The 12,418-nt window shown below is 48.5% G+C and carries 13 protein-coding genes; 5 read left to right on the top strand and 8 right to left on the bottom strand.

Going from position 1 to position 12,418, the window contains the following annotated elements; genetic code table 11:
- Nucleotides 1-62: 62 nt before the first annotated feature.
- The 5 genes from uppS to rpsB form a co-directional block, all read right to left on the bottom strand.
- Complete coding sequence (gene uppS / locus EDI28_RS22200) at nucleotides 63-827, bottom strand: undecaprenyl pyrophosphate synthase (protein ID WP_128786069.1); 765 nt, start codon at nucleotides 825-827, stop codon at nucleotides 63-65.
- Between the two features lie 80 nt (nucleotides 828-907).
- Nucleotides 908-1,465 (bottom strand): ribosome recycling factor, encoded by a 558-nt coding sequence (gene frr / locus EDI28_RS22195; RefSeq protein ID WP_128786068.1) that lies wholly within the window; start codon nucleotides 1,463-1,465, stop codon nucleotides 908-910.
- A 70-nt stretch (nucleotides 1,466-1,535) separates the two neighbouring features.
- Entirely contained in the window at nucleotides 1,536-2,279 is a 744-nt protein-coding gene (gene pyrH / locus EDI28_RS22190; protein ID WP_128786067.1) for a UMP kinase, read from the bottom strand.
- A gap of 92 nt (nucleotides 2,280-2,371) precedes the next feature.
- On the bottom strand, nucleotides 2,372-3,217 hold the full coding sequence (gene tsf, locus EDI28_RS22185) for a translation elongation factor Ts (protein ID WP_128786066.1): 846 nt from the start codon (nucleotides 3,215-3,217) through the stop codon (nucleotides 2,372-2,374).
- A gap of 114 nt (nucleotides 3,218-3,331) precedes the next feature.
- On the bottom strand, nucleotides 3,332-4,063 hold the full coding sequence (gene rpsB, locus EDI28_RS22180) for a 30S ribosomal protein S2 (RefSeq protein ID WP_128786065.1): 732 nt from the start codon (nucleotides 4,061-4,063) through the stop codon (nucleotides 3,332-3,334).
- 324 nt (nucleotides 4,064-4,387) lie between these two features.
- Between rpsB and map the strand changes: the two genes are divergently transcribed.
- The 3 genes from map to EDI28_RS22165 all read left to right on the top strand — a co-directional run bounded on the left by map (nucleotide 4,388) and on the right by EDI28_RS22165 (nucleotide 8,484).
- On the top strand, nucleotides 4,388-5,215 hold the full coding sequence (gene map, locus EDI28_RS22175; RefSeq protein WP_128786064.1) for a type I methionyl aminopeptidase: 828 nt from the start codon (nucleotides 4,388-4,390) through the stop codon (nucleotides 5,213-5,215).
- Between the two features lie 97 nt (nucleotides 5,216-5,312).
- A complete protein-coding gene (gene glnD, locus EDI28_RS22170; RefSeq protein WP_128786063.1) occupies nucleotides 5,313-7,934 on the top strand; it encodes a bifunctional uridylyltransferase/uridylyl-removing protein GlnD in 2,622 nt (873 codons plus the stop codon).
- A 169-nt stretch (nucleotides 7,935-8,103) separates the two neighbouring features.
- The gene (locus tag EDI28_RS22165; protein ID WP_128786062.1) at nucleotides 8,104-8,484 is read left to right on the top strand and encodes a DUF3461 family protein; all 381 of its coding nucleotides are present in this window, start codon (nucleotides 8,104-8,106) and stop codon (nucleotides 8,482-8,484) included.
- An 80-nt stretch (nucleotides 8,485-8,564) separates the two neighbouring features.
- On the opposite strand, the gene EDI28_RS22160 is transcribed toward EDI28_RS22165, so the two are convergent.
- The 3 genes from EDI28_RS22160 to EDI28_RS22150 form a co-directional block, all read right to left on the bottom strand.
- Nucleotides 8,565-9,041 carry a flavodoxin gene (locus tag EDI28_RS22160; protein WP_233353492.1) on the bottom strand — a complete coding sequence of 159 codons (477 nt, stop codon included), beginning with the start codon at nucleotides 9,039-9,041 and terminating at the stop codon, nucleotides 8,565-8,567.
- 91 nt (nucleotides 9,042-9,132) lie between these two features.
- A complete protein-coding gene (truC, locus tag EDI28_RS22155; RefSeq protein WP_128786061.1) occupies nucleotides 9,133-9,873 on the bottom strand; it encodes a tRNA pseudouridine(65) synthase TruC in 741 nt (246 codons plus the stop codon).
- Nucleotides 9,874-9,876: 3 nt separating this feature from the next.
- A complete protein-coding gene (locus EDI28_RS22150; protein ID WP_128786060.1) occupies nucleotides 9,877-10,197 on the bottom strand; it encodes a YqcC family protein in 321 nt (106 codons plus the stop codon).
- Nucleotides 10,198-10,579: 382 nt separating this feature from the next.
- Between EDI28_RS22150 and EDI28_RS22145 the strand changes: the two genes are divergently transcribed.
- Together EDI28_RS22145 and EDI28_RS22140 are read left to right on the top strand one after the other, a co-directional pair.
- The gene (locus EDI28_RS22145; protein WP_164918610.1) at nucleotides 10,580-11,623 is read left to right on the top strand and encodes a DUF3549 family protein; all 1,044 of its coding nucleotides are present in this window, start codon (nucleotides 10,580-10,582) and stop codon (nucleotides 11,621-11,623) included.
- 32 nt (nucleotides 11,624-11,655) lie between these two features.
- Nucleotides 11,656-11,958, top strand: coding sequence for a DUF3301 domain-containing protein (locus tag EDI28_RS22140; protein WP_128786058.1), 303 nt, complete (start codon nucleotides 11,656-11,658; stop codon nucleotides 11,956-11,958).
- Nucleotides 11,959-12,418 lie beyond the last annotated feature (460 nt).

The raw sequence follows: 12,418 nt of genomic DNA, 5'->3' as shown, positions 1-12,418 counted from the left end.
TCGTTTTTCATTATATGTTAGTAACGACTTAGCATTTCTATGTTGCTGTCTGTCTATTGCTACTATTGTTGTAATAAAGCCTGCACCTGCTCGCCAGTGCATCCAAAGCGGCGCTCACGGTTGACATACCATGCAACGGCATTCGCCAGGCTTTGCTCGTCAAAATCAGGCCAGTGCTGCTCGGTAAAGTACAGCTCGGCATACGCCATCTGCCATAACATGAAGTTACTGATGCGGCATTCGCCACTGGTACGGATCAGCAGGTCTACTTCAGGTAAACCTGACGTCGACAAACCTTGCGCCAGCATATCTTCGGTAATATCCTCGGCCGTCAGCCCCTGCTCGGCAACTTGATGGGCCAGGCGCTTAGTCGCCTGCAAAATATCCCACTGGCCACCATAGTTAGCTGCGATATTCAGCACCATACCGGTATTACTGGCAGTCAGCGACTCAGCTTCAGTTATTTTCTTCTGCAACCGTTGGCTGAAACGGGTAGTATCGCCAATGATCCGTAACCGTATATTGTTCTTGTGCAGACGTTTCACTTCGCGACCTAACACCGTCATGAAGAGCTCCATCAACAATGACACCTCATCTTCCGGGCGACGCCAGTTTTCGCTACTGAAGGCGAAAAGTGTCACCACCTGAATACCGAGGCGACTTGCCGTCGAGACAGTCTTACGTACGGCTTCTACGCCAGCCTTATGGCCAAACACTCGAGCTTTGCCCTTTGCTTTAGCCCAGCGACCATTGCCATCCATGATGACAGCAATATGCTTAGGCAAACTATCAGCAGAAAGTGCAGTTTCGATTGTATGCTCTGCCATACATCTCCCTCAAAAAAAAAGCGCCGTGCTGCACGCACAGCGCCTCAAACCTGGTAAAGCTAATATAGGCACTTAGCGCCTTATACTTCCATTAGCTCTTTTTCTTTCACTTCAAGAACAGCATCAATATTTTTAACCGCTGCATCTGTAAGCTTTTGAATTTCATCTTGCGCGCGACGATCGTCATCTTCTGAAATTTCTTTCTCTTTCAGCAACGCTTTAACATCAGCGTTCGCATCACGACGAATGTTACGGATAGCAACGCGGCCCTGCTCAGCTTCTGCACGAACAATCTTAACCAGATCGCGACGACGCTCTTCCGTCAGCGGCGGCAATGGAACACGGATAACCGTACCCGCAGACATTGGGTTTAGGCCCAAGTCAGACATCATGATCGCTTTTTCGACTTTCTGCGTCAGCTCTTTATCAAACACTGTGATTGCCAGTGTACGTGAGTCTTCAGCAACAACGTTTGCCAGCTGCTTAAGCGGCGTGTTGGCACCGTAATACTCTACGTAGATAGTATCAAGCAAGCTCGGATGAGCACGACCCGTACGTACTTTAGCCAATTGGTTTTTCAGCGCTTCAACGCTTTTGCCCATGCGCTCTTGCGCATCTTGTTTAATTGCATCAATCACGATTAATACCCTTAATGATTCGGTAATCGCGGGAGCGCCTACGCTCCCGTTCGGAATGAGTCGACAGAACTTACTTGATAGAAGCTTGGCCGTTCGAGATCAAGGTGCCTTCTTGCTCACCCATTACCACACGGCGCAGTGAGCCTGGCTTATTCATGTTAAAGACACGAATTGGCATGCCGTGGTCACGAGCAAGTGTAAATGCCGCTAAGTCCATCACTTTCAGTTCTTTATCAAGAACGTCATTGTAACCAAGCTTATCATAAAGAACAGCTTCTGGGTTTTTAACTGGATCATCTGTGAATACACCGTCAACTTTTGTCGCTTTCAGTACCACGTCAGCTTCGATTTCGATACCGCGAAGGCAAGCTGCAGAATCAGTAGTAAAGAACGGGTTACCCGTACCAGCGGAGAAAATGACTACGCGGCCCTGGCGTAGCTGGCTGATCGCATCAGCCCAGTTGTAGTTGTCACACACGCCGTTTAGCGGAATTGCAGACATCACTCGAGCGTTCACATAGGCACGGTGCAACGCATCACGCATCGCCAGGCCATTCATCACAGTTGCTAGCATACCCATGTGATCGCCCACAACTCGGTTCATACCTGCTTCTGCAAGGCCAGCACCACGGAATAGGTTACCACCACCGATAACCAGGCCAACTTGCACACCTAGCTCAATAAGTTCTTTGATTTCCTGAGCCATACGGTCAAGAACTTGCGCATCAATACCAAAACCTTCGTCGCCCTGCAGTGCTTCACCACTGAGTTTCAGCAAAATTCGTTGATAGGTCGGTTTAGGATTTGTGGTCATTAGGTTTACCTTCCAGGCTTACAAATAGAGATATGGAGTTGTAAAAAGACCGCAGCCTTGGCTACGGTCTTTGGAGTTCGTTTCAAGAAGGATTAACCCTTCTGAACAGCTGCAACTTCTTCAGCGAAGCTCATTTCTTGAGCTTTCTCGATACCTTCACCCACTTCTAGGCGAATGAAGTTAGTTACTGTTGCGCCTTTAGCTTTAAGCATTGCGCCAACAGTTTGAGAAGGGTCCATGATGAACGCCTGGCCAGTTAGAGAAACTTCGCCAGTGAACTTCTTCATGCGACCAACAACCATTTTCTCTGCAATCTCTTGTGGCTTGCCAGATTCAACAGCGATAGCAACTTGAATTGCTTTTTCTTTCTCAACTACGTCTGCTGGTACGTCTTCTGGGTTAACGAACTCAGGCTTAGACGCTGCAACGTGCATTGCAACGTGCTTAATAGTTTCTTCGTCTGCTTCACCAGCAACAACAACACCGATACGGTCGCCGTGACGGTAAGAACCAACTTTAGCGCCTTCGATGAACTCAACACGACGGATGCTGATGTTCTCACCGATTTTAGCAACTAGAGCGATACGAGTCTCTTCAAACTTAGCTTGAAGAGCAGCAATATCTAGACGCTCTGCAAGTGCAGCGTCAAGAACTTGGTTAGCAAATGCTAGGAAGCCCGCATCTTTTGCTACGAAGTCAGTTTGGCAGTTAACTTCAAGAAGAGCAGCAACACCGTCTGCATCTTTGATTAGGATCGTGCCTTCAGCAGCAACGTTACCTGCTTTTTTAGCAGCCTTAGCAGCGCCACTCTTACGCATGTTTTCGATCGCTAGCTCAATGTCAGCGTTCGCTTCAACAAGCGCTTTTTTACATTCCATCATGCCTGCGGCAGTACGCTCACGCAGTTCTTTAACTAGGGCAGCTGTAACTGTTGCCATTGTTATATCCTCAGTTTTGAATACTTGGTATAAAAATCAGGGGCCGATATAGGCCCCTGGTAACCATACTTAGCTTACACAAGGTAACTTAAGATGCTCTAAAGGAGCTGGCTATTATTCAGCTTCAGCTACGAAACCATCTTGCTCAGCTTGAACAACGATGTCTTGGTTACGTGCTTCAGTTACAGTTTGTGCTACAGCACCAGTGTAAAGCTGAATAGAACGGATTGCATCATCGTTACCAGGAACAATGAAATCAACGCCGTCTGGGTTAGAGTTAGTATCTACTACTGCAAATACTGGGATACCCAGGTTGTTAGCTTCTTTAATAGCAATGTGCTCGTGATCAGCATCGATTACGAACATTGCGTCTGGAAGGCCACCCATGTTCTTGATACCGCCAAGTGACTTCTCAAGCTTCTCCATTTCACGAGTACGCATTAGCGCTTCTTTCTTGGTTAGCTTGTCGAAAGTACCGTCAGTAGACTGAACTTCTAGGTCTTTTAGACGCTTGATTGACTGGCGAACAGTTTTCCAGTTAGTCAACATGCCGCCCAACCAGCGGTTGTTCACGTAGAACTGATCACAGTTAATCGCAGCTTCTTTAATTGATTCGCTGGCTGCACGCTTAGTACCAACAAAAAGAACTTTACCCTTGCGAGCAGAAATCTTGTTGATTTCAGCAAGAGCGTCGTTGAACATTGGTACAGTTTTCTCAAGGTTGATGATATGTACCTTGTTACGAGCACCAAAAATGAATGGCTTCATTTTTGGGTTCCAGTAACGAGTTTGGTGACCGAAGTGAACACCAGCCTTAAGCATGTCGCGCATTGATACAGTTGCCATTGAATATTCCTCTATGGGGTTAGGCGTCCACATATCCCATTCTACCGACCCATGATTTGCATTACTGCAAACCTGCAGCCTCGCGAAAGACTGATGAGCACCCCGGAGAACGTGCCGATATGTGTGAGTGATTAATATAAAGTATGTGTAATTTAAACCAGCAGGGTCGAAACACAAGTTAGCTAATTACGGCGCGCTTTATACCATATTTTACCAACCAAAATCTAGCCTAATTATAGTTGAGGCTGCCAAACTTGGTTTCCATCCAGCGTCCTCACTGTTAACATATAACCAATAGAAAACAGTCAACGTAGAGAAGATTGGATGAGCATCAAGATAAAAACGGCTGATGAAATTGAAAAAATGCGCATTGCTGGCCGTTTGGCTGCCGATGTGCTGGAAATGATCGAACAGCACGTAAAAGCCGGTGTGACGACCGAAGAGCTGGATCGTCTCTGTCATGAGTATATTACCAACGAGCAAGGTGCCGTTCCCGCACCGCTCAATTATCATGGTTTCCCAAAATCAATCTGTACATCTATCAACCATGTAATCTGCCATGGTATCCCTGCCGAGCAGGACGAGGCCGTTAACGGTAAGTACAATAAGCCAGCAATTCTGAAAGACGGAGATATCATCAATATTGATATCACTGTCATCAAAGACGGCTACCACGGTGACACCTCCAAGATGTTCGAAATCGGCGAGGTATCGCTGGAAGACAAGCGTCTATGCCGCGTCGCGCAAGAGAGCCTTTATCATGCAATGAAAAAGGTAAAACCTGGTGCCAAATTGGGCGAAATCGGTACAACTATCCAGAAATTCATCAAAAACGGCAACAGCCGCTTCTCGATAGTGAAAGATTTCTGCGGTCACGGTATTGGTAACGAGTTCCACGAGGAACCGCAGGTCGTTCACTACAAAAACAACGACCGAACTGTCCTGAAGGCGGGTATGTGCTTCACTATCGAACCAATGATCAATGCCGGCAAGTTTGGCTGTGATGTCGATGATAACGATGGCTGGACAGTTTACACGGTAGACGGCAAGAAATCGGCCCAATGGGAGCACACCCTACTGGTCACCGATACTGGCTGCGAAGTGCTGACCCTGCGCAAGGAAGAGAGTATTCCTCGCCATATGCACAACTAACATCAGATAACCTTGAAAAACCGGCCATCAGGTCGGTTTTTTGTTCCGTTGCGGTTATAGTAGTAGAAATACGACTCATAACATAGCACGGACTGCGATGATAGATACTTCCTCAGCCTCTGAACAAATCCCCCCTGAGCCCCTCTCACAAGAAGCCTTGCGCAGTGAGCTTGAGCAATTTACTACACAGCAGAAACAGCTGTTCGCCAATCACACGCCAATCACCGAACTGGTAGAATCCCGTGCTGGTTTTATCGATAGTCTGTTACAGCGATTATGGCTGCATTACAGCCTCGATAAACACCGCGAGCTAGCACTGATTGCCGTAGGCGGATATGGCCGGGGCGAGCTCCATCCGCTTTCCGATGTCGATATTTTGCTACTCAGCGAGCATCGGCTGGACGAGTCGACAGGCAGGACGGTCAGCGAATTCCTTACTTTCCTGTGGGATCTCAAGCTGGAGGTGGGCCATAGCGTTCGTACCATTGACGACTGTTTTGAAATCGGTCTTGAAGACTTGACAGTCGCTACCAACTTACAGGAATCACGCCTGCTGTGTGGCAATCCTGATACTTTTCAGTACCTGGAAGAAAAAATTAATTCCGGCAAGTTTTGGCCAAGTGAAGCGTTTTACCAGGCGAAGCTGGAAGAACAAAAGGTTCGCCATGCCCGCTACCACGACACCACCTATAACCTCGAACCGGATATCAAATCCAGCCCCGGCGGACTGCGCGACATCCATACTCTGAGCTGGGTTGCCCGGCGTCATTTTGGGGCCACCAGCCTGCTGGAAATGAGTCGTTTTGGCTTTTTGACCGATGCCGAATACCGTGAGCTGGTCGAATGCCAAGACTCACTGTGGCGTATTCGCTTTGCCCTGCACAGCGAGCTCCGACGTTACGATAATCGCCTGACCTTCGAGCATCAGGCCTCGGTTGCCGAAAAGCTAGGCTATACCGGCGAGGGGAACCGTCCGGTAGAGATGATGATGAAGGAGTTCTACCGGACCCTGCGCCGAGTATTGGAACTCAACAAAATGTTATTGCAACTATTTGATCAGGCCATTATTAACAAAGGACAGATCACAGATGCAATCCCCTTAGATGACGACTTTCAGCTTCGAGGCCACCTCATCGAAGCGACCAAGCCCGCCTTGTTTCAGGCTCGGCCTGAAACTATTCTCGATATGTGCCTGCATGTTGCACGAAACGCCGAGATTGAAGGAATTGCAGCCCCGACTTTGCGCCAGCTTCGAACGGCCCGACGACGCCTGAACCGTTTTTTGGTCGATATCCCCGAAGCACGGGAAAAATTCATGGAGCTGGTTCGCGAGCCCAACGCCCTGCAAAGGGCATTTCGCCTGATGCACCGACACGGTGTGTTATCTGCTTACCTTCCCCAATGGAGCCAGATCGTAGGCCAGATGCAGTTCGACCTGTTCCACGTTTATACCGTTGATGAACACAGTGTCCGGTTGCTCAAAAACCTCAACAAGTTTAGCGATCCGGACAACCGTCAACGCCATCCGATCTGCTGCGAGGTGTATCCGAGGATCGCCAAAAAAGAGATCCTGCTTCTGGCTGCGATCTTCCATGATATCGCCAAGGGACGCGGTGGCGACCACTCCGAGCTCGGCGGTATTGAAGCCTATGATTTCTGTATCCAGCATGGTCTCTCCCGTCCCGAAGCCAATTTGGTCAAATGGCTGGTCAACAAGCATCTGCTGATGTCAGTCACAGCCCAGCGCCGTGATATATACGATCCTGAAGTTGTCACTGATTTTGCCATGCAGGTGCGGGACGAGGAGCGACTTGATTATCTGATCTGCCTCACCGTTGCCGATATCTGTGCAACCAACCAGGAGCTATGGAATAGCTGGAAGCGTACCCTGCTGGCCGAGCTCTATTACTCGACGCAAAAAGCCCTTCGCCGCGGGCTGGAAAATCCGCCGGATGTCCGTGAGCGGATCCGCCATAACCAGCAAATGGCATCTGCGCTTCTGCGTAGCCAGGGTTTTGCCCCACGTGAAATCGAAGTCTTGTGGCAACGCTTCAAGGCTGATTATTTCCTGCGCCACACCCACAAGCAGATAGCCTGGCATGCCGAAGCAATCCTGACCCATGAAGATCCTGACAAGCCATTAATCTTGCTGAGCAAGAAAGCGACTCGCGGAGGTACCGAGGTCTTTGTTTATAGCAAGGACAAGACCAAGCTATTTGCGCTTGTAGTCTCGGAGCTGGACAAAAAGAACCTCAGTGTCCACGACGCCCAAATCATGAATAGCAAAGATGGCTATGCCCTCGATACCTTTATAGTACTGGATCCGACCGGCAAGGCACTGAATGAAAACCGTCATAATACCGTACGCCGGGCGCTGGTAAGTGCCTTGACCCAAATGAAGTCAGAACGCAAGAAAAAGCGCGCACCACGTAAGTTGCTTCATTTCCATGTCAAAACCAAAGTTAATTTTCTACCGACCAAAACGGGGAAGAAAACCATGATGGAATTGATTGCCCTTGATATGCCGGGCCTGCTCGCTCGTGTCGGTTCGGTTTTTGCCCGGCAAAAAGTGATCTTGCAGGCAGCTAAAATCACCACGATTGGCGAAAGGGCTGAAGACTTCTTTATCTTGGTCAACGAGGACGGGGCCCAGCTCAGTGAAGAGCAACAGCTGCAACTCAAAGATGCCCTGATTACTCGGCTCAACGCCGCTAAATAATCATTCAAATCACTCACCAGCTTTCCCCAGCTATCAAGATCCCCTAGCCACTTACCACTGGCTCGGGGGAATCTCGATCTCGCCCACACATTAAGTGCTACATCAGGACGCTGTCGTCTGTAATTGCTACATTCTTTAACACAACAGTCCATAAGAATGAGGCCCCTCTATGTACCCAAACCTCACCAGTATCGGTATTGAAAATCCGGAAACCATCGAGCGTTACAGCCTGCGCCAGGAAGCAACCAACGACATTCTGAAAGTGTATTTTGCCAAGCAAAAAGGCGAGCTCTTTGCCAAAAGTGTCAAATTCAAGTTTCCGCGCCAGCGGAAATCAGTCGTCGTTAACAGCGGCAACCGTGAATATAAAGAAATCACTGAAATCAACCGTAACCTGACCTTTGTGATTGATGAGCTTGATCAGCTAACCAATAAAAAGCATACGGACGTTGATGTTAAGAAGAAAATACTGAAAGATTTACGACACCTTGAGCAGGTCGTTACCCATAAAATTGCCGAGATCGAGGCCGATTTGGAAAAATTAAAATAATCCTGACTTGCACTCCTGACCGTAACCTCAGGAGTGCCGATGACAGGCAGAGTTAATTTTGAGGTTTATCGATTAAAAGCTTAAGCGACTCGCTCAATAAACTGCTCTAGCCAAGGCATAACAACTTCTTGCGCATCAAAGTTAACACAGGCATCAATATCCAGGCGTTCATTGACAGGCTTTGCCTGAAGTTGCACCAGCAGCTCATCAAACTGACGTCCAGCTCCACAATATCGTTCCTCGCCGTAGCTTGAGTCACCCATCGAAATCACACCGTATTCCAACCCTGTCAGCAATGGAAACTGCTCATTCAATGCTTGGTAAAGCGGCAATAAGTTATCAGGGATCTCGCCCTGCCCCGTCGTCGAGGTGATCACCAGCGCAGCATCATTTTGGTAGTCGAGAAAATCCTCTATCTGCGGTTCAAGAAACAGCTGCGCCACATGCCCCCTGACAATCAGCAGCTCTACGACTTCCTGAGCGACGTCCTCTGCCCCTCCGTATACCGATCCTACAAAAACACCTACCTTTGCCATCGCTTCCGGCCTCGCTGCCATTATGTATTCCTTCAACTAATGTGGCTGGTTGTCTGGCCTGATGCAAATAAAAGTCACTGATTACGCGATGTCGCCCATTAAATTCTGACTGTTAGGTTTTGGACGCCATCAGTGCCACAGACCAGTCAAATGCTACCATCACCCGATTCCAGGCTTCATCGGTACAGGCTCTAATATCAAGCTCCTCACCGGTAACAGGGTGCTCAAGCTGCAGGCGAGAGGCATGCAACATCAAACGACGGCACTCATAGTTGTCCCTGAACATACGGTTATGACGACCATCACCATGGTTTACATCTCCGATGATATGGTGGCTTAAATGGTGCATATGACGACGTAATTGATGCTTGCGGCCAGTTTCTGGTTTCATTTCCACCAAGCTATAGCGGCTGGTTGCATAGCGACCGACAGGAATATCGGTTTCGACAGTCGCAACGGGCTGGTATGCCGTTACTGCCTCTTGAGCCTCCTGTTCTTCCGCGGCATTTTTATCCGCAATTTTATCCAGTTCCTTTTTGAGTGGATAATCTAAAACCGCCGCTTCTTTTACCCAGCCGCGTACTACGGCATGATACGTTTTATGGATATCTCGACCGGCAAATTTTGGCATCATTAACGCAGCGATTTCGCTCGACAGCGCAAACAGCAGTACACCGGAAGTCGGGCGATCCAACCGATGCAAGGGAAAGACATGCTGTCCAATCTGGTCGCGCAATGTCTGCATGACAAAAACCGTTTCATGGCTATCTAACCAAGAGCGATGAACCAGCATTCCGGCAGGCTTGTTTACAGCAACTAGGTACTGGTCTTGATAAAGGATCTCTAATTCCATCGTTTATTTTGCTCTGAACAGGTGATCGAAATTGCGGGTAACACGATAAACCGCAGTATTATCAGATTGGCCTTTCATAGCTTCTTCTACATAGGGGGAGATTTCAAAATGTATCGGCAACGGTGCATTCAGTGCTACCAGCTGCTTCATCTGGGGAATAAAGATCCACTGTAGCCACTGACTACAGCTCAGGGTATCTATGGCAAAGGGCTCGGAGCTGGCTAAAGCAGACGGATCCGGTGACTCGCCCTCCCAGATGTCAGCTTCCCGCATGACGGTTTCAAGCCGATCCAGCAATTGTTGGGTGTGATGGTATTTATCCATCGTCATTCTCCCTAGAAGAAACTACTTATACCAAACTAAACAATAAAGCGCGCAAGGATACCATCTTAGCCGCAGAGTCCATATACCCAAGCGACCTCAAGAGGCAGAGTTCAGAGTGAATTCAGTGTGTTCAATTCAAGGAAAATAAGTGCTGGAATGGCTAGCCCTTTCAAACTTATTTGACACTGAAATGGGCACACTGATTCACTCCCTAAGGGCAAGTTTTATTGGTACCTATGCAGTGTTGCTGATTTTTAACGTAGAGCAACTATGTTTTCAAATCAGCGCCTTGCTTAGGTACCAATAAATTCTTGCTGAACAAGCATCTTGAGGTCGCTTGGGTATATAATCAGGGCATCATTTAAGAGTAAGCATAATATCCATGGATAAATTTCACACCCTGACCCAACTACTGGATAACGCTGGTTGCCAGTACAAAATCTATGATCTTGGCCGCCGCGTCAGCGAAATCGATATTGACCAATTCAAGGCTGTCGAAGAAAACCGTCAACCCTATCCATGGCCACTGCAACAGCACGCTCACCTGTCTATCTCTTTTTGGCAACAAGGCAACCCACCTTGGATTTGGTTCCTTCGCCTGCCACTTGATGAACGAGGCTTATTGAAGCAGGCCGCTGTAGGCGATTTCATCAAATATGTCATTGAAGCAATGGGGGCGACATTAAACAGTGCTCCAACAGAAGAAGAGCAGGAAAAACTAGCGGCAAACCCATATACCTTCAAGCCCAATGACGACAAAATGGCTATCTTCCATGCCCTTCTGCGCCATCAGCTTTCACTACCGGCCAGCCAGTATTATGAGCATGCCCAGCATTACCTAACGGGCGATACCGGTTGGGAGCAATGGCAAGGCGTAGGCCTTCAAGGCCTGGCGGACGTTTGCGCCCGTATAAAGCAAGAAAACAACAGTACTTTGCTGCGAAAAGCACTCATGAACCTGCCAATGCCCCCTCTGTATGCTCTGCTAGGTTGCCTTGAACACTGCACTCTCCCCGAAAACCTCAGCCAGCGTATCGCGGAACGCCTTGAAAACGAGACCGACCAACCAGAGCCTGACCTATTCCTGATTTCAGCCCTGATCCGCGCACTATCGGGCAGTGACAGTATCCTGCTAAGCCAGCAGTTAAAACAGTTACTTGCTGTTCAGAAACTATGTCACCCTGAGGTTCTAGTGGCTATCGCCGGTCGCTGCTGGAACGGCCTCGCTGATACCGACCTTGCCAGCCAATTTCTGCTACGCCTGGCAGAAACCGAAGACCAGGCCTTGTTCAACCAGCTCTTTGCCGATTTAGTTATGCAGCCGATTCTTCGTGGGATCATGCTTCAGGTACTGCACGGTCAGGCAGATCCAGCCTTGGTTGAGGCCATTACCAAGCTGCAGCAACATGCCCGTGGGCAAGTCTGATCAAATAATTAATCAAAAGGGATAAGTAGGAAATGGATAACTTACTGGGCATCTTAACGCTCGCTTTGTTAGGCTACCTGTTCTGGCAACAGCGCCGTCAGACTGAATTTGCCCAGCGTTTTATCGAGCAACGCTGCGATAACCTGGGGCTACAACTGCTAACCATTGCCCGGGGCTCACACAAGCTAAAAGATAAACAAGGGCACTGGGGCTGGCACACCGTATACTGGTTTGAATTTTCTGCAAGCGGACAAGATGCCTATCAGGGGTATGTAGTAATGAAGGGCTTTCACGCGATGCATTTCCATGTCCCGCCACATCATATGCCGGAATAGTAACAATAGTGATAAATGGGGTTCAAAGAATTGCTTATTAAAAATGGCTTAAGTTAAGCAGGAATGAGTTAATACTTATACTGGTTGGTATGGATAGCCAAAAAAGAACGGGCGCGACTTGCGTCGCGCCCTTAGGTCTTACATGCAGCATTCCCGCTACTATGGTGCTCCCTGCATCATTCCTTTGAATTGCTGTAATCCGTCAGCATATTCCTTTTATTCTTCGTCCTGAAGTGATCCTTCGGTCTCCTGACCCGTCAGTACTTCCTGTCCTGACTCTCTTCATCCATCCTGGAGGTGTCCCTGACTTCATCCTGAAGTGGTCCTTGTGTCATCCTGACCAGCAACCATCCTGCCTGCTGTTAACCGAATCCTTCGGCTGTTCCCTTCACAGTCCATGTTCGATATATCATCCTGATACACCGGTCTCTTCCTGAGACTGCCAAACTCCGTGGCTTTT

This window comes from Photobacterium chitinilyticum (assembly GCF_004104355.1).
Lineage (GTDB): Bacteria > Pseudomonadota > Gammaproteobacteria > Enterobacterales > Vibrionaceae > Photobacterium > Photobacterium chitinilyticum.
This window is presented reverse-complemented; position numbering and strand designations above follow the sequence as displayed.

Bases quoted from the DNA above. Each gene is read 5' to 3' on its own strand.
- uppS (WP_128786069.1), bottom strand. From the start codon at position 827: ATGGCAGAGCATACAATCGAAACTGCACTTTCTGCTGATAGTTTGCCT.
- map (WP_128786064.1), top strand. From the start codon at position 4,388: ATGAGCATCAAGATAAAAACGGCTGATGAAATTGAAAAAATGCGCATT.
- truC (WP_128786061.1), bottom strand. From the start codon at position 9,873: ATGGAATTAGAGATCCTTTATCAAGACCAGTACCTAGTTGCTGTAAAC.
- glnD (WP_128786063.1), top strand. From the start codon at position 5,313: ATGATAGATACTTCCTCAGCCTCTGAACAAATCCCCCCTGAGCCCCTC.
- EDI28_RS22145 (WP_164918610.1), top strand. From the start codon at position 10,580: ATGGATAAATTTCACACCCTGACCCAACTACTGGATAACGCTGGTTGC.
- EDI28_RS22150 (WP_128786060.1), bottom strand. From the start codon at position 10,197: ATGGATAAATACCATCACACCCAACAATTGCTGGATCGGCTTGAAACC.
- EDI28_RS22160 (WP_233353492.1), bottom strand. From the start codon at position 9,041: ATGGCAGCGAGGCCGGAAGCGATGGCAAAGGTAGGTGTTTTTGTAGGA.
- rpsB (WP_128786065.1), bottom strand. From the start codon at position 4,063: ATGGCAACTGTATCAATGCGCGACATGCTTAAGGCTGGTGTTCACTTC.
- EDI28_RS22165 (WP_128786062.1), top strand. From the start codon at position 8,104: ATGTACCCAAACCTCACCAGTATCGGTATTGAAAATCCGGAAACCATC.
- pyrH (WP_128786067.1), bottom strand. From the start codon at position 2,279: ATGACCACAAATCCTAAACCGACCTATCAACGAATTTTGCTGAAACTC.
- tsf (WP_128786066.1), bottom strand. From the start codon at position 3,217: ATGGCAACAGTTACAGCTGCCCTAGTTAAAGAACTGCGTGAGCGTACT.
- EDI28_RS22140 (WP_128786058.1), top strand. From the start codon at position 11,656: ATGGATAACTTACTGGGCATCTTAACGCTCGCTTTGTTAGGCTACCTG.